The sequence below is a fragment of the Streptomyces sp. NPDC093109 genome (assembly GCF_040701725.1).
Classification (GTDB): Bacteria; Actinomycetota; Actinomycetes; order Streptomycetales; family Streptomycetaceae; genus Streptomyces.
Genome location: NZ_JBFBEZ010000005.1, coordinates 151,429 through 171,229 on the forward strand (window position 1 = coordinate 151,429; position 19,801 = coordinate 171,229).

General features: G+C 70.7%; 16 protein-coding genes. 13 read left to right on the forward strand and 3 right to left on the reverse strand.

Going from position 1 to position 19,801, the window contains the following annotated elements:
* Position 1 precedes the first annotated feature (1 nt).
* The 3 genes from AB0389_RS07690 to AB0389_RS07700 all read left to right on the forward strand — a co-directional run bounded on the left by AB0389_RS07690 (position 2) and on the right by AB0389_RS07700 (position 5,483).
* Positions 2-4,711, forward strand: coding sequence for a putative T7SS-secreted protein (locus tag AB0389_RS07690; protein WP_366394412.1), 4,710 nt, complete (start codon positions 2-4; stop codon positions 4,709-4,711).
* A gap of 38 nt (positions 4,712-4,749) precedes the next feature.
* Positions 4,750-4,974: a hypothetical protein gene (locus tag AB0389_RS07695; protein ID WP_366394413.1), complete on the forward strand. Its 225-nt coding sequence runs from the start codon at positions 4,750-4,752 to the stop codon at positions 4,972-4,974.
* 113 nt (positions 4,975-5,087) lie between these two features.
* On the forward strand, positions 5,088-5,483 hold the full coding sequence (locus AB0389_RS07700) for an Imm7 family immunity protein (protein ID WP_366394414.1): 396 nt from the start codon (positions 5,088-5,090) through the stop codon (positions 5,481-5,483).
* A gap of 195 nt (positions 5,484-5,678) precedes the next feature.
* Here AB0389_RS07700 and AB0389_RS07705 read toward each other — a convergent pair whose 3' ends face one another.
* Complete coding sequence (locus AB0389_RS07705) at positions 5,679-6,104, reverse strand: hypothetical protein (protein ID WP_366394509.1); 426 nt, start codon at positions 6,102-6,104, stop codon at positions 5,679-5,681.
* 325 nt (positions 6,105-6,429) lie between these two features.
* On the opposite strand from AB0389_RS07705, the gene AB0389_RS07710 reads away from it, so the two are divergent.
* From AB0389_RS07710 to AB0389_RS07730, 5 genes are all read left to right on the forward strand, one after another.
* The gene (locus AB0389_RS07710) at positions 6,430-7,224 is read left to right on the forward strand and encodes a helix-turn-helix transcriptional regulator (RefSeq protein ID WP_366394415.1); all 795 of its coding nucleotides are present in this window, start codon (positions 6,430-6,432) and stop codon (positions 7,222-7,224) included.
* Positions 7,217-7,429 carry a DUF397 domain-containing protein gene (locus AB0389_RS07715; protein ID WP_366394416.1) on the forward strand — a complete coding sequence of 71 codons (213 nt, stop codon included), beginning with the start codon at positions 7,217-7,219 and terminating at the stop codon, positions 7,427-7,429. The genes AB0389_RS07710 and AB0389_RS07715 overlap by 8 nt, the downstream gene beginning before the upstream one ends.
* A 1,187-nt stretch (positions 7,430-8,616) precedes the next feature.
* Positions 8,617-9,291, forward strand: a complete 675-nt coding sequence (locus AB0389_RS07720) for a hypothetical protein (protein ID WP_366394417.1) — start codon at positions 8,617-8,619, stop codon at positions 9,289-9,291.
* Between the two features lie 149 nt (positions 9,292-9,440).
* A complete protein-coding gene (locus tag AB0389_RS07725; RefSeq protein WP_366394418.1) occupies positions 9,441-10,598 on the forward strand; it encodes an acyl-CoA dehydrogenase family protein in 1,158 nt (385 codons plus the stop codon).
* A gap of 21 nt (positions 10,599-10,619) precedes the next feature.
* Positions 10,620-11,510, forward strand: coding sequence for an acyl-CoA thioesterase II (locus AB0389_RS07730; RefSeq protein ID WP_366394419.1), 891 nt, complete (start codon positions 10,620-10,622; stop codon positions 11,508-11,510).
* Between the two features lie 34 nt (positions 11,511-11,544).
* Here the strand turns inward: AB0389_RS07730 and AB0389_RS07735 are convergent, their stop codons facing one another.
* A complete protein-coding gene (locus AB0389_RS07735; protein WP_366394420.1) occupies positions 11,545-12,324 on the reverse strand; it encodes a phosphatase in 780 nt (259 codons plus the stop codon).
* Positions 12,325-12,565: 241 nt separating this feature from the next.
* On the opposite strand from AB0389_RS07735, the gene AB0389_RS07740 reads away from it, so the two are divergent.
* Positions 12,566-13,051, forward strand: coding sequence for a peroxiredoxin (locus AB0389_RS07740; RefSeq protein ID WP_366394421.1), 486 nt, complete (start codon positions 12,566-12,568; stop codon positions 13,049-13,051).
* A 26-nt stretch (positions 13,052-13,077) separates the two neighbouring features.
* Here AB0389_RS07740 and AB0389_RS07745 read toward each other — a convergent pair whose 3' ends face one another.
* Positions 13,078-13,761 (reverse strand): TetR/AcrR family transcriptional regulator, encoded by a 684-nt coding sequence (locus AB0389_RS07745; protein WP_366394422.1) that lies wholly within the window; start codon positions 13,759-13,761, stop codon positions 13,078-13,080.
* A gap of 109 nt (positions 13,762-13,870) precedes the next feature.
* On the opposite strand from AB0389_RS07745, the gene AB0389_RS07750 reads away from it, so the two are divergent.
* Genes AB0389_RS07750 through AB0389_RS07765 form a run of 4 tightly spaced genes read left to right on the forward strand, consistent with a single transcriptional unit; the run spans position 13,871 to position 19,771 of the window.
* Positions 13,871-15,487, forward strand: coding sequence for a carboxyl transferase domain-containing protein (locus tag AB0389_RS07750; RefSeq protein WP_366394423.1), 1,617 nt, complete (start codon positions 13,871-13,873; stop codon positions 15,485-15,487).
* Positions 15,488-15,501: 14 nt separating this feature from the next.
* Entirely contained in the window at positions 15,502-17,631 is a 2,130-nt protein-coding gene (locus AB0389_RS07755) for a biotin carboxylase N-terminal domain-containing protein (RefSeq protein WP_366394424.1), read from the forward strand.
* Positions 17,628-18,602: a hydroxymethylglutaryl-CoA lyase gene (locus tag AB0389_RS07760; RefSeq protein WP_366394425.1), complete on the forward strand. Its 975-nt coding sequence runs from the start codon at positions 17,628-17,630 to the stop codon at positions 18,600-18,602. Before AB0389_RS07755 ends, AB0389_RS07760 begins: the two co-directional genes overlap by 4 nt.
* 8 nt (positions 18,603-18,610) lie before the next feature.
* Complete coding sequence (locus AB0389_RS07765) at positions 18,611-19,771, forward strand: acyl-CoA dehydrogenase family protein (protein ID WP_366394426.1); 1,161 nt, start codon at positions 18,611-18,613, stop codon at positions 19,769-19,771.
* Positions 19,772-19,801: the final 30 nt, after the last annotated feature.

Here is a 19,801-nt window from a genome sequence, read left to right on the forward strand (position 1 = left end):
CATGGGCATTGGTGATTTCGTCCGCGACCTCACCCCCGACGTCGTCGAGGACGCGGTCGAGAGCGCGACCGAGTGGGCCGGCGACCGGGTCGCGGAAGCCGGCAACCGGACCGCCGACGGGATGAAGAAGGCCGGCTGGGACTCCGGCTCCGACTGGGTGCGGGAGCAGTCCCGTTCGGTCGCCAACCGGATGGGCGCCGAGGTCGACGAGATGGACCTCGGCCAGACCGAGGACAAGACCAAGCTGGTGTACGGCAGCGCCTCCAAGCTCCGCGCGACCGCCACTCATCTGAAGGACTTCCAGAAGGCCCTCAACGACGTCGGCCGCGGCCTGAAGGGGCTGGACTCGTCCGCGCTCAAGGGGGAGGCGGCGGACGCGTTCCGGGACACGGTGTCGATCGAGCCGCCGAAGTGGTTCAAGGGCGCGGACGCGTGCGAGAAGGCCGCCGGCGCGCTGGAGTCGTTCGCGGGGACCGTCGAGTGGGCGCAGGGCCAGGCGCAGACCGCGATCGATACGTACAAGGCGGGTAAAGAGGCGTCCGAGGAGGCTCGGACCGCCTTCAAACAGAAAGCGGACACCTACCGGACAGCGGCCGAACGCTACAACGCGCTCCCCGCCGATCAGCAGGACCCGGCCACCCTGCCGCCCTACCCCGGCGAGTTCAAGGACCCCGGCAAGGCGCGGATGGACGAGGCGCAGGACATCCTGGCCGAGGCCCGGCGCCAGCGCGACGCCGCCGCCGAGACGGCCCGTAGCGCCGTACGGGCGGCCCGGGACGCGGCGCCGCCCAAGCCGTCGTACGCGGAGCAGGTCAAGGACGGCATGGCCGAGTACCGCGTCCTCAACACCCACCTCGCCGGCGGCATCGCCAAGGGCACCGCCGGGCTGCTCACCTTCGCCCGCAGCGTCAACCCGGTCGACCCGTACAACGTCACCCACCCCGCCGAGTTCGCCCTCTCGCTGAACAGCACGGCCACCGGGCTGCTCCGGGTCGCCAACGACCCGTACGGCACGGGCAGGCAGATGGTCACGGACTTCATGAAGGACCCCGCCGAGGGCCTCGGCCGGATGGTCCCCGATCTGCTCCTGACCGCCGCCACCGGAGGCGCGGGCGCCGGCGTCAAGGGCGCCCGGGTCGCGAAGGAGGCCGCTGACCTGGCCGCCGACGCCAACAGGGCCCGCCGTCTCTCCGACGAGACCCCGAAGGGCACCCACGAGCGTCCGGACCCGAAGCGGACCAGCAAGGGCACCGACCCGGTGGACCTGGCCTCGGGCCGTATGTTCCTGCCGCAGACCGATGTGGCGCTGCCCGGCACGCTGCCCCTGGTCTTCACCCGCCGCGTCGAATCCGGTTACAGCGCGGGCCGGTTCTTCGGAGTCTCCTGGTCCTCCACCGTCGACGAACGCCTGGAGATCGACGCGGTAGGCGTTATCCACGTCACCGCCGACGGCCTGCTGCTCACCTACCCGCATCCCGTCCCCGGCGTCCCGACCCGTACGGACACCGGCGCCTCGCGCGATCTGCTGACCCGTGAGGAGAACGGCGACTACACCGTCACCGACCCCGACACCGGGCTGATACGCCACTTCGCCGCGTCACCCGGTTCCGAACCCGGCGACGACGGCGACGCCTGGCTCGTCCAGACCACCGACCGCAACGGCCACACCCTCACCATCGACCGCACCGACGACGGCACACCCCAGGCCCTCGTCCACTCGGCCGGATACCACCTGCGCGTATCCACGGCCGAGGACCGCGTCACGCGGCTCGCTCTCGTGACGGGGGACGACGCTCCCACCCCCTTGATGGCGTACGGCTACACGGACGGCAACCTCACCACCGTCACCAAACCGTCCGGCGCCACCCTCACCTTCGCGTACGACGAACGCCGCCGGGTCACCGCCTGGACCGACTCCAACGACAGCCGCTACGACTACGTCTACGACGACCGGGACCGGGTCATCGCCGAGGGCGGCGAAGCGGGACATTTCCAGCTCACCCTCGCCTACAGCGAACCGACGCCCGAACCCATGCCCGCACCGACACCCGAACCGACACCCGGCCCTGGACCCACCACAGGCCACCGCGTCACCACCCTCACCACCGCCGACGGCGCCACCACCCGCCACCTGATCGACGACCGGTGCCGGGTCCTGGCCACCACCGACCCCCTCGGCCACACCACCCGCTTCACCTACGACGCCCGCGGCAATCAGCTGACCCGCACCGACCCGCTCGGCCGCACCACCGCCTTCGCGTACGACGAGGACGGCAGGCTCGTCGGCGTCGTACACCCGGACGGCGGCGAACTGCACGCCGTACGCGGCCCGTCGGGCCTGGTGACGCAGCTCACCGAGCCGGGCGGCGCCCGCCACCACCAGGAGTTCGACGAACGCGGCAACCGGATCGCGCGCACCGATCCGGCCGGTCACACCACCCGTTACGCGTACGACTCCGCCGGCCGGATCACCTCCGTCACGGACGCGCTGGGGAATGTGACCGCGGTGCGCTGCGACCCCGCAGGGCTGCCGCTGGAGATCACCGATCCTCTCGGCGGCACCACCCGTTACGTGCGGGACGCTCTGGGCCGTCCCGTACGTATGCCGGACCCGCTGGGAGCCGTCACCCACCTCCGGTGGACCGCCGACGGCGAACTGGCGAGCCGTACCGGCCCCGACGGCGCGACCGAGTCCTGGACCTACGACGGCGAGGGCAACCGCCTCACCCACACCGACCCCATCGGCGGCATCACCCGTTTCGAATACACCCACTTCGACCTGCTCACGGCCCGCACCGGCCCGGACGGCGCCCGCTACGAGTTCACCCACGACGCCGAGCTGCGCCTGACGCAGGTCGCCAACCCGCAGGGCCTGACCTGGTCGTACGCGTACGACCCGGCCGGCCGGCTGATCTCCGAGACCGACTTCGACCGGCGCACCGTCGCTTACACCCTCGACCCGGCCGGACAACTCGCGGCCCGGGACACTCCGCTCGGGGAGACCATCGCGTACGCGCACGACCCGCTCGGCCGGGTGATCCGCAAGGACGCGGCGGGCGCGGTGACCACGTACACGTACGACCGGGCCGGGCGCTTGACCGAGGCCGGCGGCCCGGACGGTGAGCTGATCTATCAGTACGACCGCCGCGGCCAGGTCAAGACGGAGCTCGCGGACGGCCGCGCCACCACGTACGCGTACGACGTGCTGGGCCGCCGCGTCCACCGGACCACGCCCACCGGCCGGCGCACCACGTACGCCTATGACGCGGCCGACCGTGTAACCGGCCTGACCAGCGGCGACCACCGCGTCACCGTCGCCCACGACGCCGCAGGACGCGAGCTGGAACGCGCCTTCGGCGACACGCTCACCCTCACCTCGGCGTGGGACGAGGCGGGCCGCTTGACCTCCCAGGGCGCGATCGCCGCTGGTGAGGTGCTGAACACCCGCACCTACACCTACCGCGCCGACGGCCACCTCACCGCCCTCGACGACACCCTGCGCGGCCCCCACCGCTTCGACCTGGACGAGACCGGCCGGGTCACCGCCGTCACCGCCGCCAACTGGACGGAGACGTACGCCTACGACGCGGCCGGGAACCAGACCTCCGCGTCCTGGCCCGTCTCCCACCCCGGCCACGAGGCGACCGGCCCCCGCGCCTACACCGGCACCGCCATCACCCGCGCGGGCGGCGTCCGTTACGAACACGACGCCGCCGGCCGCATCACGCTGCGCCAGAAGACGCGGCTCTCCCGCAAGCCCGACACCTGGCGCTACGAGTGGGACGCGGAGGACCGCCTCACCGCCGTCACCACCCCCGACGGCACCCGCTGGCGCTACCGCTACGACCCCCTCGGCCGCCGCACGGCAAAGCAGCGCCTCGCCGACGACGGCCGGACGGTCGTCGAGGAGACCCGTTTCACCTGGGACGGCACGACCCTCTGCGAACAGACCACCATCGGGGTCGCTCTCCCCCACACCGTCGCCCTCACCTGGGACCACCAGGGACTACGTCCCCTGACCCAGACGGAGCGCATCCTCGCCCCTGACGCCTCCCAGAACGCGATCGACGAACGCTTCTTCGCCATCGCCACGGACCTCATCGGCACCCCCACCGAACTGATCGACGAATCCGGCACCCTCGCCTGGCGCACCCGCACCACCTTGTGGGGCACCACCACCTGGGCCAGAACCAGCAGCGCGTACACCCCGCTCCGCTTCCCCGGCCAGTACTACGATCCCGAGACCGGCCTCCACTACAACCACCACCGCCACTACGACCCCGAAACGGCCCGCTACCTCACCCCGGACCCCCTGGGCCTGACCCCGGCACCGAACCCGGCCGCTTACGTCCACAACCCGCACACGTGGAGCGACCCGCTGGGGCTGGCGCCCTCGGACGGATGCCTTGAGCATCCAGCGGTTGCCGAAACACGAAGTCGCGTGGGCCAAGGAAGCATCGTGAGCGATCATCCAATGACGGCTGATGAAGCTCTGGATGCCGCTCAGCGATTCCTGGGTGACGACTATCAGGAACTGGGTAAGAATCGTGGAGTATTCCGCAGTTCAGACGGGCTGCGGCAGTTTCGAATGGATCCCCAATCCCTGGAAGGAAGCCACTGGCCCGACGTACCGCACGTACACTTTGAGATTTTCGACCACCCTGGAGCCAAGAAGGCATCGGTCAACAACCACGTACCTCTGACTGAATAATCCGCACAGATCCATCTTTTACACCCTTGGAGTTCCGAATGATTGAGATCGGAAAAGTTGGAAAGATCTCAAGTGGCGACGATTCCGGTAAATTCGTAAAAGTCCAGGAACTTCACGACAATCCATCGAGCTTTCTGATCCTGATGGCATATGATTCTGAATTCAAGGTCGGGTATGGCGACTACTGGGTGGAAGATTATGAATCCCTGAAGGGATTCTTCACCGAATCTCAGTGGAAAATCGAATGGATTGAAAACAGCTGAGACGGCCTCCTCGCCCCAGAGCTTGACCCCAAGCCCCTGGAAACGCCCGCCTGGACGGGGCGCGTGGCGGCTCACTTCGGAATCCAATGGCTTGAAAACCGGCTGGGATTAATGTGTACGAATTTCACGGCTGGTTCGGAATCGCCGAATCCCCCGAGGAGGCGGACACCGGGGGCCTCGCCGCCGGCATCGCAGAGCTACGCGCACGGATCGCGGTGATCGACTGGGCGACCGGCGAAGTGGCGCTGAACGTCCACAACGGCGAGTGCTTTGTCCTGGCCAACGGCGTCATGAACCGGCGCCGCGACGAGGCCGCAGAACTTGACGGCCTGTTGCATCACATCGCCAGGCGATTCCCGGGCTCATGGGGACTTCTCTACGAGCGCTCCGCCGACATGAAAGACCCACCGGGACAGGGCGCTTTCCGTGTCCGCGTCATGACCAGAGGAGAAATCCAAATACGTCTGGACCCATTCCTCTCACCCGTCCGGCCAGTCATAGAGGATTGACCGCAGAAGCGGACACACGTCACCGGGCGTGTGCGGGAGGCCCTGTCACACGAGATGGACCACGGCGCGCGCGATGACGACGGGGCAGAACGCGCCGGGGCGCACCGGATTTACCGGCACGCCCCGGGGCGCGGTGATTCGGCGTCGTGACGTGCGGCGCGGACGGGGCCGGGCCGAGTCCGGCGCCGGGACCGGTCAGGCGCCGGAAGCCGCCGGCCCGCCAGCGTGGCCGGGCTCGTCGGGGCTGTCGCAGGCGTGCCGGCCTGCTTGGCCCCCGCCTTCCTGGCCTTCGCCGTCCACCTCTTCGTCTTCTTCGTAGGCGGGAGCGGGAAGGCGGGCGCCCCGGCTCTCCGCGACACGGTGGACGTCCCGCAGCGACTCGGCCATGCAGGTCGCGAGGAAGCGCAGCTGCGGAGACGTCACCTTGCGGTCGGCGAGCATGTCGTCCGCGTGGTCGAGCAGTTCGACGGACATGGCGAGCTGCGCGCTCTCGACCTCGTCGGCAAGACGGGAGACGTACCCGGTGCCGTCGACGGAGGAGAGGTAACAGGGTTTGCCCTCGGGGCTGGACCACGGAAGCAACCGCATGGCGCGCACCTGACCGGAGATCTGGCCGTCCATCATCACGCGGCCACCTCCACACGGAGGGCAGTGCACGGCCTGATGTCGAAGCACACCTCGGGGCGGGCCGGGCAAGGCAGTTGGTGCCCGGGGTCAACCGGCAGCGGGAGCCACAGGAACCGCACCAGTGGCTCGAAAAGGCGGACGATACAGTGCAACACGTCGTCAACTCCTGTTAGTTGATGGCCACGCCCCCGGGCCGCCCTCAGCGGTCGCGGGGGTCTCGGCATCGTTGTGTAGCGATGCACTCACAGAGTGAGACGAGGCGGGCTAGGCTCGCCAGAGGGGAGCGGGTGACACGGCATCAGGCACAAAGGAGCTGATGGTGAGCAACATCTACGGAGACTGGCTCAAGGCGCAGCGCAAGGCAGCGGACATGACGCAGCAGGAGCTGGCCGTCGCCGCGATCATGACGCGCTCGCACATCGCGCACATCGAGGCGGGACGCCGGGTGCCCTCGAAGGAGGACGCACGGAGGCTGGACATGGCGCTGGGGACGGGGGATGTGCTGAGCAGCTTCCTGCCCAAGGACGACCATGCGGTGGCCGAGTACTTCGAGGCAGCACGACAGCTCGAACAACAGGCAACGATGATCCACGAATTCGCGCCGGCCTTCGTGCCAGGAATCCTTCAGACCAGGAGGTACGCGGACGCGGTCATGCGAACCGCCTTCCCGCCATGGAGCAAGGAAGAACGTGACAGGCTCGTGGGATCACGGCTAGATCGCGCGAAGATCCTGGACACCCCGGCAACCCCCGTAGTGTGGGCGCTGTTGGACGAGGTGGTGCTGCGCCGTCCGGTCGGCGGTCCGAAGGCCATGGCGGAGCAAATCACCCACATCGTCCAGCTGGCAGAGGAAGAGCGCGTCCGTGTGCACGTCATGCCGATCAGCCTGGGCGCTTACCACCTCCTACAGAGCACAATGACGTTGATGTGGTTCGAGGACCAACCCCCTGCGGCCTACATCGAGGGCCTGAGCATCGCCAAGTTGCACGACGCTCCGGACGTGGTCAAGCAACTTCAAGGCGCCTACTCTCTGGCACTGGGCGATGCGCTTCCCTTCAAGGATTCACTCGCCTTCATGAAGGCGACAGCGAAGGAATACGAACACCATGACTGAGTACACCGCCCCGAACGCTGCTGGGTGGCGCAAGTCGTCGTACAGCGACCCCACCGGGGGCAACTGCGTCGAGGTTCTGGACAACCACCCCTCCGGCATACCCGTCCGCGACTCCAAGACCCCCCAGGCCCCCGCCCTCCTCTTCCCGGCGGCCGGCTGGTCCTCCTTCGTCACCGCCATCAAGACCGACAAGTTTCCCGCCTGAACCATCCAGCGGGCCCGCCGTTCTGGCCGAGCTGGTCGGCTGTCTGCGGGTCAGTACCAAGAGGTAGACAGGGGTGGGTCGGTGGCGGAGGCCGTTGGGCGTGGGGCCGCCCCTCCAGCTGTGAGTATCGCGCCTCCAGGACAGGAGTAAAGGGCGCTCCTGCGTCGCGTCGGCTGCGCCGATTACGCTTCGCTACACCCTTGACACCTGCCCTTCCGGCGCAAGTGCGGCTTTTTGGGAGGGGCGGCCGGGTGGGAGGGGGTTGCCCGGGGGACCGGCCGGACTGCCACTCGGTTCAGGGTCCGGCGGCCCGGTGGGCCCTGCGGGGCTGCGCACACTTTCAATGGGGCTGCCCGGCTCGTCTCAGCGGCTGACGGCCGCCCGTTAGCTGGCACTCATGCCCCGCTGGTCACCCATGCATTGTGGTGCCCGGAAGACGGGCGGGACTTGCTGTCCGGCCGGGGTCCTCGGGCCGGACCGGGGGCTCCAGGCAGTCCACCCCCATCCATATATCCCATATGGGTTGATTTGACGGGCCGTTGGGGGCCCTCCGGACGGCACATGTGTCCTGAGGTGCGTTAGACGCCCTTCTGGATGCAAAGACCGCCTCCGGGAGCCCACTTACCGCCACACACGCCCCACCAACCCCTCCTCCACCCAGAGTTACCAGCGGGGCATGAGTCTCAGCAAACAACAGACCGCCGGCCGCCGAGACGGTGTCGGACCGCCCCTCTCCTCTGCCGCGCAGCCCCGCAGGGCCCACCCGCCCGCCGGACCCTGAACCGAGTGGCAGTCCGGCCCGCCCCCGGGCAACCCCCCACCCCCCGGCCGCCCCTCCCACACCCGCACTTGCGACTCCGGGACAGGAGTCAAGGGTGAAGCGAAGCGAAATCGGCGCAGCCGACGCGACGCAGGAGCGCCCTTTACACCTGTCACGGAGACGCGACACTCACACCAGGAGGGGCGGCCCACCTACCCACAACCCCCGCCACCCACCCACCCCACTCGGCGCTGCTCTGACCCGCACCCTCCGCACCCTCCGCACCCTCCGCACCCCGCATCCGTGCGTAGTGGCCTTCTCCCATTTACACGGCTCTTGCCGCTCCGGGCGAACGGAATGCCTCCCGGCTGCGTCTTCTAAAATTGCGCCCTTAGGGGCGTTTGCCACTCATACTCGGGGGATCACCATGCACCGTTCCACGCTGGCCATTGCCGTCTTCGCCGTCTTGCTCGGCGTCTCGGCCTGTACCGCTTCGAAGGCCGACGGGGACTCGAAGGACACCGCGTCATCGGCCTGCTCCGGTTCCACGGCGGCCTCGTCCGGCCCCTTCACATGGAGCAACGTGCGGCACGAGACGAAGCTGACCGGCGTCAGCAAGCCCGTCCACTATGCAGGTGGGGACTTCGTGTCGACCGACATCCTGCCCGTCAAGGAGCGCTACAAGCCGGCCGTCACCGGCACGTCCCAGGGGCGTTCGACCGCCGAGGTGATCACCGCGCTCGGCGCGCACCTCAAGACCGACGAGCCGCTCGCCGGGCCCGACGAGGGGCCGGTGCAGGAGAAGCCGAGCCAGTTCGAGGCCGCCACCGGGCTTCCGGCGGGCGACTACTACGCCTGGAGCTGGGTATCGCTGGTGACGGCCGACTTCACCAACCCCTGCGCCCCCAAGAGCGGCGACCGCACCGACTCGGTCGGTCATGTCGTGACCTGGGAGGCGACAGGCTCCGGGATGCTGTCCTGCGCCAACCGCGGTAACGCGGCCGGCGACGCGAAAGAGAAGGCCGAGGCTGCCGTCGCGCGCCAGGCCGCCGTCGCCGCGTGCCCCGAAGGGACCCCGGCCACCCTGGAGCCGAGCGCCTGAGCCGGTCCGGGTGTCCGGGCCTCTGGACACCCGGACGAACCGCCGGGTAACTTGGCGAGGGCTGAGCAAGCGCTTAGAGCCGCGTGCCTCGGCCGTCAACAGTGAGCAACCCCGGCGGCGGTTCAGCCGCAGGCTAAGGAGGCTGTCCCGTGCGCCGTACCGTTTACAACGAGGACCACGAGGCGTTCCGGGAGACCATCCGCGCCTTCATCGAGGCCGAGGTCGTTCCCGTGCACGACGAGTGGAACGCGGCCGGGCAGGCGCCCCGCGAGTTCTACCACACCCTCGGTGAGCTGGGGATCTTCGGGATAGAGGTGCCCGAGGAGTACGGCGGGGCCGGCGAGGAGTCGTTCAAGTTCCAGGCGATCCTCTCGGAGGAGACGGCCCGCGCGGGCGTCTCCTTCGGCGGCTCGGGCGTCCATGTCGCGCTCTGCCTGCCGTATCTGAAGGCATACGCGACGGACGAGCAGAAGAAGCGCTGGCTGCCGGACTTCGTCACGGGCCGCACGATGTACGCGATCGCCATGACGGAGCCGGGCACCGGCTCCGACCTGGCCGGGATGAAGACGACGGCGAAGCTGTCCGAGGACGGTACGCACTACGTGCTGAACGGCGCGAAGACGTTCATCACCGGCGGGGTCCACGCCGACCGCGTCATCGTCTGCGCGCGCACCGCCGCGCCGACGCCCGAGGACCGCAGGTTCGGGATCTCGCTGCTGGTCGTGGACACGAAGGCCGAGGGGTACGCGGTCGGGCGCAAGCTCGACAAGCTGGGACTGCGGACCTCGGACACCGCCGAGCTGTCCTTCTCGGACGTCAAGGTCCCCGTGGGGGACCTGCTCGGCGAGGAGAACAGGGGCTTCACCTATCTGGGCCAGAATCTGCCGCAGGAGCGCCTGGGCATCGCCGTCGGCGCGTACGCGCAGGCCGCGGCGGCGGTGCGGTTCGCGCAGGCGTATGTGAAGGAGCGGACGGTCTTCGGGCAGAGCGTCGCGTCCTTCCAGAACACCAAGTTCGAGCTGGCCGCCTGCAAGGCGGAGGTGGACGCGGCGGAGGCCGTCGTGGACCGCGCGCTGGAGGCGCACGACCTGGGCGAGCTGACGGCCGCCGAGGCCGCGTCCGCGAAGCTGTTCACCACGGAGGTCGCGCACCGCGTGATCGACAAGTGCCTCCAGTTGCACGGCGGATACGGCTACATGAACGAGTACCCGATCGCGCGACTGTACGCGGACAACCGGGTCAACCGGATCTACGGCGGCACCAGCGAGGTCATGAAGATGATCATCGCGAAGTCGATGGGGCTGTAGGAGGGCGTCCGAGAGCCGGCCATGTCCCCCGACCACGACACCGGCGCCCTTGAGGAACTCCTCGGCCTGCTCGATCCGGAGCGGGTCGGGGAGGACGTCTTCCGCGGCCGGAGCCACGCCTCCGTCGTCCCGCGCGTCTTCGGCGGGCAGGTCGCCGCGCAGGCGCTGGTGGCGGCGGGCCGTACCGTCGCGGCGGACCGGGCGCCGCACTCCCTGCACGCGTACTTCCTGCGGGCGGGTGACCCCGGCGAGCCGATCGTCTACACCGTCGACCGGATCAGGGACGGGCGCTCCTTCACCATGCGGCGGGTCGTCGCCGCCCAGCGCGGTGAGCCGGTCTTCCATCTCTCGGCGTCTTTCCAGACGTACGAGGAAGGCCTGGAACACCAGGTGGAGATGGGTGCGGCGCCCGATCCGGAGACGCTTCGGACGGACGAGGACATGATGTCCTGGTACGCCGACCGGTTCGACGATCCGGCGATGCCGGCGCGGCTGCTGCGTTCGCGCGCCGCGATCGATCTGCGCTACGTGGAGCCGCCGCCGTACGTCCGTGTGGGGGAGCCGCGCGAGCCGCGCTCCCAGGTGTGGTTCCGTACGGCGGGGAAGCTGGCGGACGACCCGCTGCTGCACGCCTGTCTGGTGACGTACGTCTCCGACATGACGCTGCTCGATCCGGTGCTGCTGGCTCATGGGCGGGGCGGCTGGGTGGTCGGGGACGTGGTGGGTGCGAGTCTGGACCACGCGATGTGGTTCCACCGGCCGTTCCGGGCGGACGAGTGGCTGCTGTACGACCAGGAATCGCCGTCCTCCTACGGAGGGCGCGGACTCGGCCAGGCGCGGATCTTCACGCGGTACGGCGGGCTGGCGGTCACGGTGGTCCAGGAGGGCGTGATCCGCGTACCGCGCGGCTGAGCGGGTACGCGCGCGGCGCCGGGTGCCCGCTTCCTCAGATCAGGTCCGCCTCATTGAGCAGATACGCGGTCATCGGGTCGTAGAAGCGCGGGTCCGTGACATGGTCGTCCAGCGGAACCGTCACCTGGAGTGTGCCCTCGGCCTCCGCGAGGAAGAGCGCGGGGTCGTTGCAGTCCGCGTACCCGATGGAGTCGAGCCCGCGCTGGCCCGCGCAGCCGGCCCAGCCGTGGTCCGCGACAACGAGGTCCGGCTGTGGTCGGCCGTCGCGCTCCAGCCCGTCCAGGATGGCGCGCATGGGCTCGGGCGAGTGGGTGTGCCAGAGGGTCGCGCCGCGCTCCAGTACGGCGACGTCGGCGAACTGGAAGACCATGCCCTCGTCCGCGACGAGCCCGCCCGGGATCCGTACGATCTCGCAGCCCGCCGCGCGCAGGGCGTCCGCGGTCTGCCGGTGGACGTCGAGCAGCCCGCCGGGGTGCCCGGTCGCGAACAGCACGCGCTCCCGCCCCGCCGCGGCCTTCCGCAGCCGGGCGGCCATCCGCTCCAGCGCGTCGACGGTCAGCTCGGGGTCGATGGTGTCCTGCCCGGACCGGTGCTCCGGATCGTCGATGACCCCGCACCGCTCGGCCATCACGGCGAGCACGTCCTGCTCGTCCCGCCACCGTTCGCCCAGCTCAAGGCCGAGCCAGTAGTGGCGGTCGCCGTTGGCGAGCTTGCGGTAGTGGGAGAGGTTGTTGTCGCGGGGGGTGGCGACGTTTCCGGCGATACGGGTACGGACGAGGTGCTCGACGAGGGCGGCGCGACTTGGTATGGGCATGAGCCCATTGTGCCGTCCGGGGGCCCGCCGTACCGAGCGTCCCGACGGGCGGACCGGATGGACGGACACCCCGATGCCCGCCGAAGCCCGCCGAAGCCTGCCGGCGCCCGCCGGCGCCCGCCGGCGCCCGCCGGCGCCCACCGGGGCGTCCACCGCCTGCGGCGGGCCGTCGGCCGCGTGGTCCACTGAACTCTTCGCTACGTACTACGTACGTACCTTCCTCGCAGCTTGGGAGTGACCAGTGGCAGCTTCACCCGAACTCGGCCGGACGGTGGCGGACTTCACCCTGCCGGGCGGTGTCCTCGACGGTGAGACCTTTGTGCGGCGGGACTACGGCCTGGCGGAGCGGCGCGGTCTGCCGCTGGTGATCGCGTTCTATCCCGGCGACAACACGTCCGTCTGCACCAAGCAGTTGTGCTCGTACTCCAGCGGGCTGGAGACGTTCACGGATCTCGGGGCGGAGGTCTGGGGCATCAGTCCGCAGGATGTGGACAGTCACGAGTCCTTCGCGCGGGCGAACAACCTCCGGATTCCGCTGCTCGCCGATACGGACCGGGCGGTCGCGCGGGCGTTCGGGGTGGCCGCTCCGGGGATCGGGGTGCGGCGGTCGGTGTTCCTGGTGGGGCCGGACGGGGCGCTGCGGTGGAAGCATGTGGCGCTGCTGGGCGTGACCTTCCAGCCGGTGGAGACCCTGGCGCGCGAGCTGTCGCGGATCGAGGCGCCCTGATCCGGGGCGGCCACGCCTGATCCGGGTTACGGCCGGCGCGGGCCGATCCCGGTCGGCGGGGGCCAGGCCCCCTCGTCCGATACGCCGGCGCCCTCGTCGCCCAGCGCGGCGAAGGCGCCGTGCGCCAGGCGGCGCAGCAGGGACTCGGTGGCCGCGCGGCCCGGCGGGCCGCCGCCGTGCGGGCCGAGGCGCGGGGTGGAGTTCAGCAGGCCGAAGACGGCGTGGACGGCGCCGCGCGCCTGCGCCTCCGGGATGTGCGGGTACAGCTGCCGTACGACGGTGACCCATAGCTCGACGTACTGCCGCTGGAACTGGCGCACCAGCTTGCGGTCGCTCTCCCTGAGCCGGTCCAGCTCCCGGTCGTGGAGGGTGATCAGCGGGCGGTCGTCGAGGGCGAAGTCGATGTGCCCGTCGATCAGCGAGGCGAGCACCGCCGCCGGATCGCCCGCGGCGCCGTCCGAGGCTGCGGCGGCGGCCTCCCTGACCCGTAGCCGCCCGCCGTCCAGCAGCCGGCTGCTGATGCCGACCAGCAGCTCGGCGAGCATCGCCTCCTTGCCCGGGAAGTGGCGGTAGAGGCCGGGGCCGCTGATGCCGACCGCCGCTCCTATCTCATCGACACCGACCCCGTGGAACCCGCGCTCGGCGAAGAGGCGCGCGGCCTGTCTGAGGATCTGTTCGCGGCGGGTCGGGGCGGGGGTCCGGGTGCTCATGGGAAATATTCTAGACAGGGCGGTTAGCGGTCGTTAACTTGGACATAATCGAGTTAGCGGTCGTTAACGAACGGGCCGTGGGGCTGAACCGACGAGGGAGGGTCGCGGAATGCGGCAGGCACCGGTGCTGACAAGCTCCGCCGATCCGGCGTCCGACGCCTGGCGTGCCAACGAGGCGGCGCACGAGGAGCTGGCCGCCGAGCTGCGCGGCCGGCTCGCGGCGGCGCGGCTCGGCGGCGGAGAGAAGGCCCGCGCCCGGCACACGGCGCGCGGGAAGCTCCTCCCGCGCGACCGGGTGGACACCCTGCTGGACCCGGGCTCGCCCTTTCTGGAGCTGGCACCGCTCGCGGCGGAGGGGATGTACGGCGGGGCGGCGCCGGCCGCCGGGGTGATCGCCGGGATCGGCCGGGTCAGCGGCCGGGAAGCGGTGATCGTCGCCAATGACGCCACGGTCAAGGGCGGCACGTACTACCCGCTGACGGTGAAGAAGCACCTCCGCGCCCAGGAGGTCGCGCTGGAGAACCGGCTGCCGTGCCTGTATCTGGTGGACTCCGGCGGCGCCTTCCTGCCGATGCAGGACGAGGTCTTCCCTGACCGGGACCACTTCGGGCGGATCTTCTACAACCAGGCCAGGATGTCCGGCGCGGGCATCCCGCAGATCGCGGCGGTGCTCGGGTCGTGCACGGCGGGCGGGGCGTATGTCCCGGCGATGAGCGACGAGGCCGTGATCGTCCGCGGCCAGGGCACGATCTTCCTGGGCGGGCCGCCGCTGGTGAAGGCGGCGACGGGCGAGGTCGTCACGGCGGAGGAGCTGGGCGGCGGCGAGGTCCACTCCCGTACGTCGGGGGTCACCGACCATCTCGCGGAGGACGACGCGCACGCGCTGCGGATCGTGCGCACCATCGTCTCGACGCTTCCTGCACGCGGGGAGCCGCCGTGGTCCGTCGAGCCGGTCGAGGAGCCCAAGGCCGACCCGGCGGGGCTGTACGGCGCGGTGCCGGTCGATTCCCGTACGCCCTACGACGTGCGGGAGGTGATCGCCCGGGTGGTGGACGGCTCGCGGTTCGCCGAGTTCAAGGCCGAGTTCGGCACGACCCTGGTCACCGGGTTCGCGCGGATCCACGGTCATCCGGTCGGCATCGTCGCGAACAACGGGATCCTCTTCTCCGAATCGGCCCAGAAGGGCGCGCACTTCATCGAGCTGTGCGACCAGCGCGGCATCCCGCTGCTCTTCCTCCAGAACATCTCGGGCTTCATGGTCGGCCGGGACTACGAGGCGGGCGGTATCGCCAAGCACGGCGCGAAGATGGTCACGGCGGTGGCCTGCGCGCGGGTGCCGAAGCTGACGGTCGTGGTCGGCGGGTCGTACGGCGCGGGGAACTACTCGATGTGCGGCCGGGCCTACTCCCCCCGCTTCCTGTGGATGTGGCCCAACGCCAAGATCTCGGTGATGGGCGGCGAGCAGGCCGCCTCCGTCCTCGCGACCGTCAAGCGCGACCAGTTGGAGGGGCGCGGCGAGCAGTGGGCGGCCGAGGACGAGGAGTCCTTCAAGGAGCCGATCCGCGCGCAGTACGAGTCCCAGGGCAACGCCTATTACGCGACCGCGCGGCTCTGGGACGACGGCGTGATCGACCCGCTGGAGACCCGGCAGGTGGTGGGGCTGGCGCTGTCCGCGTGTGCCAACGCCCCGCTGGGCGAGCCCGGCTTCGGCGTCTTCCGGATGTGAGAGTGAGGGCGGGAATGTTCGACACGGTTCTGGTCGCCAACCGCGGTGAGATCGCGGTCCGCGTCATCCGTACCCTGCGCGCGCTGGGGGTCCGCTCGGTCGCGGTCTTCAGCGACGCGGACGCGGACGCCCGGCATGTGCGGGAGGCCGACACGGCGGTACGGATCGGCCCGGCACCGGCCGCCGAGAGCTATCTCTCGATCGGTCGGCTGCTGGACGCGGCGGCGCGTACGGGGGCGGAGGCGGTGCACCCGGGGTACGGCTTCCTCTCGGAGAACGCGGCCTTCGCGCGTGCCTGCGCGGACGCGGGGCTGGTCTTCGTCGGGCCGCCCGCGTCCGCCATCGAGCTGATGGGCGACAAGATCCGCGCCAAGGAGACGGTACGGGCGGCCGGGGTGCCGGTGGTGCCGGGCTCCTCGGGCAGCGGGCTGACGGACGGGCAGCTCGCGCGGGCGGCGGCGGAGACCGGGATGCCGGTGCTGCTCAAGCCCTCGGCGGGCGGTGGCGGCAAGGGCATGCGGCTGGTGCGGTCCGAGTCCCTGCTCGCCGAGGAGATCGCGGCGGCCCGCCGCGAGGCGCGGTCCTCCTTCGGGGACGACACCCTGCTGGTGGAACGGTGGGTGGACCGCCCGCGCCATATCGAGATCCAGGTCCTGGCGGACACCCGGGGCAATGTGGTGCATCTGGGTGAGCGCGAGTGCTCGCTCCAGCGCCGCCATCAGAAGGTGATCGAGGAGGCGCCGTCCGTCCTGCTGGACGGGGCGACCCGCGCGGCGATGGGCGAGGCGGCGGTGCGGACGGCGCGCTCCTGCGGGTACACGGGGGCGGGGACGGTCGAGTTCATCGTGCCTGGCCGCGATCCCGGGTCGTACTTCTTCATGGAGATGAACACCCGCCTCCAGGTCGAGCACCCCGTCACCGAGCTGGTCACCGGGGTGGACCTGGTGGAGTGGCAGCTGCGCGTCGCCGCCGGGGAAGAGCTGCCCTTCGCCCAGGACGGCGTCACGTTCACCGGCCACGCGGTGGAGGCCCGGCTGTACGCCGAGGATCCCGGCCGGGGCTTTCTGCCCTCCGGCGGGCGGGTGCTGACGCTGCGCGAGCCGCGGGGCGCCGGCGTACGGACGGACTCGGGCCTCGCCGAGGGCACCGAGGTCGGCTCGCTGTACGACCCGATGCTCTCCAAGGTCATCGCCCACGGTCCCGACCGGCCGACGGCGCTGCGCAGGCTCCGCGCGGCCCTCGCGGAGACCGTCACCCTCGGCGTTCCGACCAACGCCGGTTTCATGCGGCGGCTGCTGGCCCATCCGGCGGTGGTCGCGGGCGAGCTGGACACGGGGCTGGTGGAGCGCGAGGCGGCGGGGCTCGTGCCGGACGCGGTCCCGCCCGAGGTGTACGCGGCGGCGGCGCTGCTGCGCCAGCGCGCGCTGGCGCAGGCCGGCGGCGGCGCCGGGAGCGCGGGCGCCCGCCCCGGCTGGACGGATCCGTTCTCCGTGCCCAACGGCTGGCGCCTGGGCGGCGAGCCCGCGTGGACCGGGCACCCCGTGCGGGTGCCCGGCCAGGAGCCGGTGACGGTGTCCGTGCGGGTACGCGGAGCCGTCGGCGCGGCGGACGGCAGCGCGACGGTCCGGATCGACGACGGCCCTGCGGTCCCGGCCCGGCTCCTGGTCAGCGACGGGAGCGTCGCCGGGGACATCGGCGGAGAGACCGGTGGGGCGGACACGGCGCGCGTGCGCGTCGAGTACGACGGCGTGACCCATGCCTTCGTGCACGCGCGCGGCCCGGAGGGCGACTGGCTCGGCAGGGACGGCGACAGCTGGTATGTACGGGATCACGACCCCGTCGAGGCGGCGCTGCGCGAGGTGGCCGGGGCGGGCGGCGCCGGTTCGCTGACCGCGCCCATGCCGGGGACGGTGACGGTCGTGAAGGCGGCGGTCGGGGACGAGGTGAGGGCCGGCCAGAGCCTGCTGGTCGTCGAGGCGATGAAGATGGAGCACGTCATCTCCGCGCCGCACGACGGCACCGTCACCGAGCTGGACGTCTCCCCCGGCACCACCGTCGCCATGGACCAGGTGCTCGCCGTCGTCACACCGTCCGCCACCCCGGCCGTCACACCGGCCGGCGCGTCCGAGGAGGTGGCGTCATGACCGGTCCGTCGGCCGGCGGGCTGCCCATGGCCGTCCCCCTGCCCGGCCTGCCGTCCCGGGTGCGGATCCATGAGGTGGGCGCGCGCGACGGGCTCCAGAACGAGAAGGGCGTCGTACCGACCGAGGTGAAGGCCGAGTTCATCCACCGGCTGGCCGGCGCCGGGCTGACCACCATCGAGGCGACCAGCTTCGTGCACCCGAAGTGGGTGCCCCAACTGGCCGACGCGGAGCGGCTCTTCCCGCTCCTGAGCGATCTCCCGGACATCGCGCTGCCGGTGCTCGTGCCGAACGCCCGGGGGCTGGAGCGCGCCCTCGCCCTCGGCGCCCGCCGGGTCGCCGTGTTCGGCAGCGCCACGGAGTCCTTCGCGCGGGCCAATCTCAACCGGAGTGTGGCCGAGTCGCTCGCCATGTTCGCGCCGGTCGTCGCGCGGGCCCGGGCGGAGGGGCTCCATGTCCGCGGCTATCTCTCCATGTGCTTCGGCGACCCCTGGGAAGGGGCCGTGCCCGTCGCCCGGGTGGCCCGGGTCGCCAAGGCGCTGCTGGATCTCGGCTGCGACGAGCTGAGCCTCGGCGACACCATCGGCGTCGCCACGCCCGGTCATGTGCGGGCGCTGCTGGCCGAGCTGACCGGGAAGGGCGTACCGGTCGGCGTGGTCGGGGTGCACTTCCACGACACGTACGGCCAGGCCCTCGCCAACACCCTGGTCGCGCTCCAGCACGGCGTGACCACCGTGGACGCCTCCGCCGGCGGCCTCGGCGGCTGTCCGTTCGCGAAGAGCGCCACCGGGAATCTCGCCACCGAGGATCTCGTGTGGATGCTCGACGGACTCGGCATCGGCACCGGGGTCGACCTCGGCAGACTCACCGCCACCAGCCGCTGGCTGGCCGGGCTGCTGGGCCGCCCCAGCCCGTCCCGTACCGTCCGCGCGCTGTCGCCGGACCCGGCGCAGTCCCCGTCCTCCGAGGAGTGAGCACCGTCATGTCGCTGGACCACCGGCTCTCCGCCGAACACGAAGAACTGCGCCGTACCGTCGAGGCGTTCGCGCACGACGTGATCGCGCCCAAGATCGGTGACTTCTACGAGCGGCACGAGTTCCCGTACGAGATCGTGCGCGAGATGGGACGGATGGGGCTGTTCGGGCTGCCGTTCCCCGAGGAGTACGGCGGGATGGGCGGCGACTATCTCGCCCTGGGGATCGTCCTCGAAGAGCTGGCCCGGGTGGACTCCTCGGTGGCGATCACCCTGGAGGCGGCCGTCTCGCTCGGCGCCATGCCGGTGTACCGCTTTGGTACGGAGGAGCAGAAGCGCGCGTGGCTGCCCGTCCTCTGCTCCGGTGAGCGGCTCGGCGCGTTCGGGCTGACCGAGCCGGACTGCGGCTCCGACGCCGGCGGCACCCGGACCACCGCGGTGCGCGACGGCGACGCGTGGGTGATCAACGGCACCAAGTGCTTCATCACCAACTCCGGTACGGACATCACGGGTCTGGTGACGGTCACCGCCGTCACCGGCCGTACGGAGGACGGCCGGCCGCGGATCTCCGCGATCATCGTGCCGTCCGGCACCCCCGGCTTCACCGTCGCCGCGCCCTACTCCAAGGTCGGGTGGAACGCGTCGGACACCCGGGAGCTGTCCTTCGCCGATGTTCGGGTCCCGCTGGCGAATCTGCTGGGCGAGGAGGGCCGCGGCTACGCCCAGTTCCTGCGCATCCTCGACGAGGGCCGGATCGCGATCTCCGCCCTGGCGACCGGTCTCGCGCAGGGGTGCGTGGACGAGTCCGTGGCGTACGCGAAGGCGCGGCACGCGTTCGGCCGGCCGATCGGCGCCAACCAGGCCATCCAGTTCAAGCTCGCCGACATGGAGACCCGGGCGCACATGGCGCGGATCGGCTGGCGGGACGCGGCCTCCCGGCTCACGCACGGTCAGCCGTTCAAGAAGGAGGCGGCGATCGCGAAGCTGTACTCGTCGACGGTCGCGGTGGACAACGCGCGCGATGCCACACAGATCCATGGCGGCTACGGCTTCATGAATGAATATCCGGTGGCGAGGATGTGGCGCGACTCCAAGATCCTGGAGATCGGTGAAGGGACGAGCGAGGTCCAGCGGATGCTGATCGCAAGGGAGTTGGGCCTGACCGGCTGAGCGGCGGCGGACCCGTCACCGGGTGGGCGA

Excerpts from the sequence above, each read along its gene's own strand:
- AB0389_RS07720 (WP_366394417.1), top strand. The coding sequence starts at position 8,617 with ATGCACCGTTCCACGCTGGCCATTGCCGTCTTCGCCGTCTTGCTCGGC.
- AB0389_RS07755 (WP_366394424.1), top strand. The coding sequence starts at position 15,502 with ATGTTCGACACGGTTCTGGTCGCCAACCGCGGTGAGATCGCGGTCCGC.
- AB0389_RS07690 (WP_366394412.1), top strand. The coding sequence starts at position 2 with ATGGGCATTGGTGATTTCGTCCGCGACCTCACCCCCGACGTCGTCGAG.
- AB0389_RS07765 (WP_366394426.1), top strand. The coding sequence starts at position 18,611 with ATGTCGCTGGACCACCGGCTCTCCGCCGAACACGAAGAACTGCGCCGT.
- AB0389_RS07750 (WP_366394423.1), top strand. The coding sequence starts at position 13,871 with ATGCGGCAGGCACCGGTGCTGACAAGCTCCGCCGATCCGGCGTCCGAC.
- AB0389_RS07730 (WP_366394419.1), top strand. The coding sequence starts at position 10,620 with ATGTCCCCCGACCACGACACCGGCGCCCTTGAGGAACTCCTCGGCCTG.
- AB0389_RS07715 (WP_366394416.1), top strand. The coding sequence starts at position 7,217 with ATGACTGAGTACACCGCCCCGAACGCTGCTGGGTGGCGCAAGTCGTCG.
- AB0389_RS07745 (WP_366394422.1), bottom strand. The coding sequence starts at position 13,761 with ATGAGCACCCGGACCCCCGCCCCGACCCGCCGCGAACAGATCCTCAGA.
- AB0389_RS07760 (WP_366394425.1), top strand. The coding sequence starts at position 17,628 with ATGACCGGTCCGTCGGCCGGCGGGCTGCCCATGGCCGTCCCCCTGCCC.
- AB0389_RS07705 (WP_366394509.1), bottom strand. The coding sequence starts at position 6,104 with ATGGACGGCCAGATCTCCGGTCAGGTGCGCGCCATGCGGTTGCTTCCG.
- AB0389_RS07735 (WP_366394420.1), bottom strand. The coding sequence starts at position 12,324 with ATGCCCATACCAAGTCGCGCCGCCCTCGTCGAGCACCTCGTCCGTACC.
- AB0389_RS07695 (WP_366394413.1), top strand. The coding sequence starts at position 4,750 with ATGATTGAGATCGGAAAAGTTGGAAAGATCTCAAGTGGCGACGATTCC.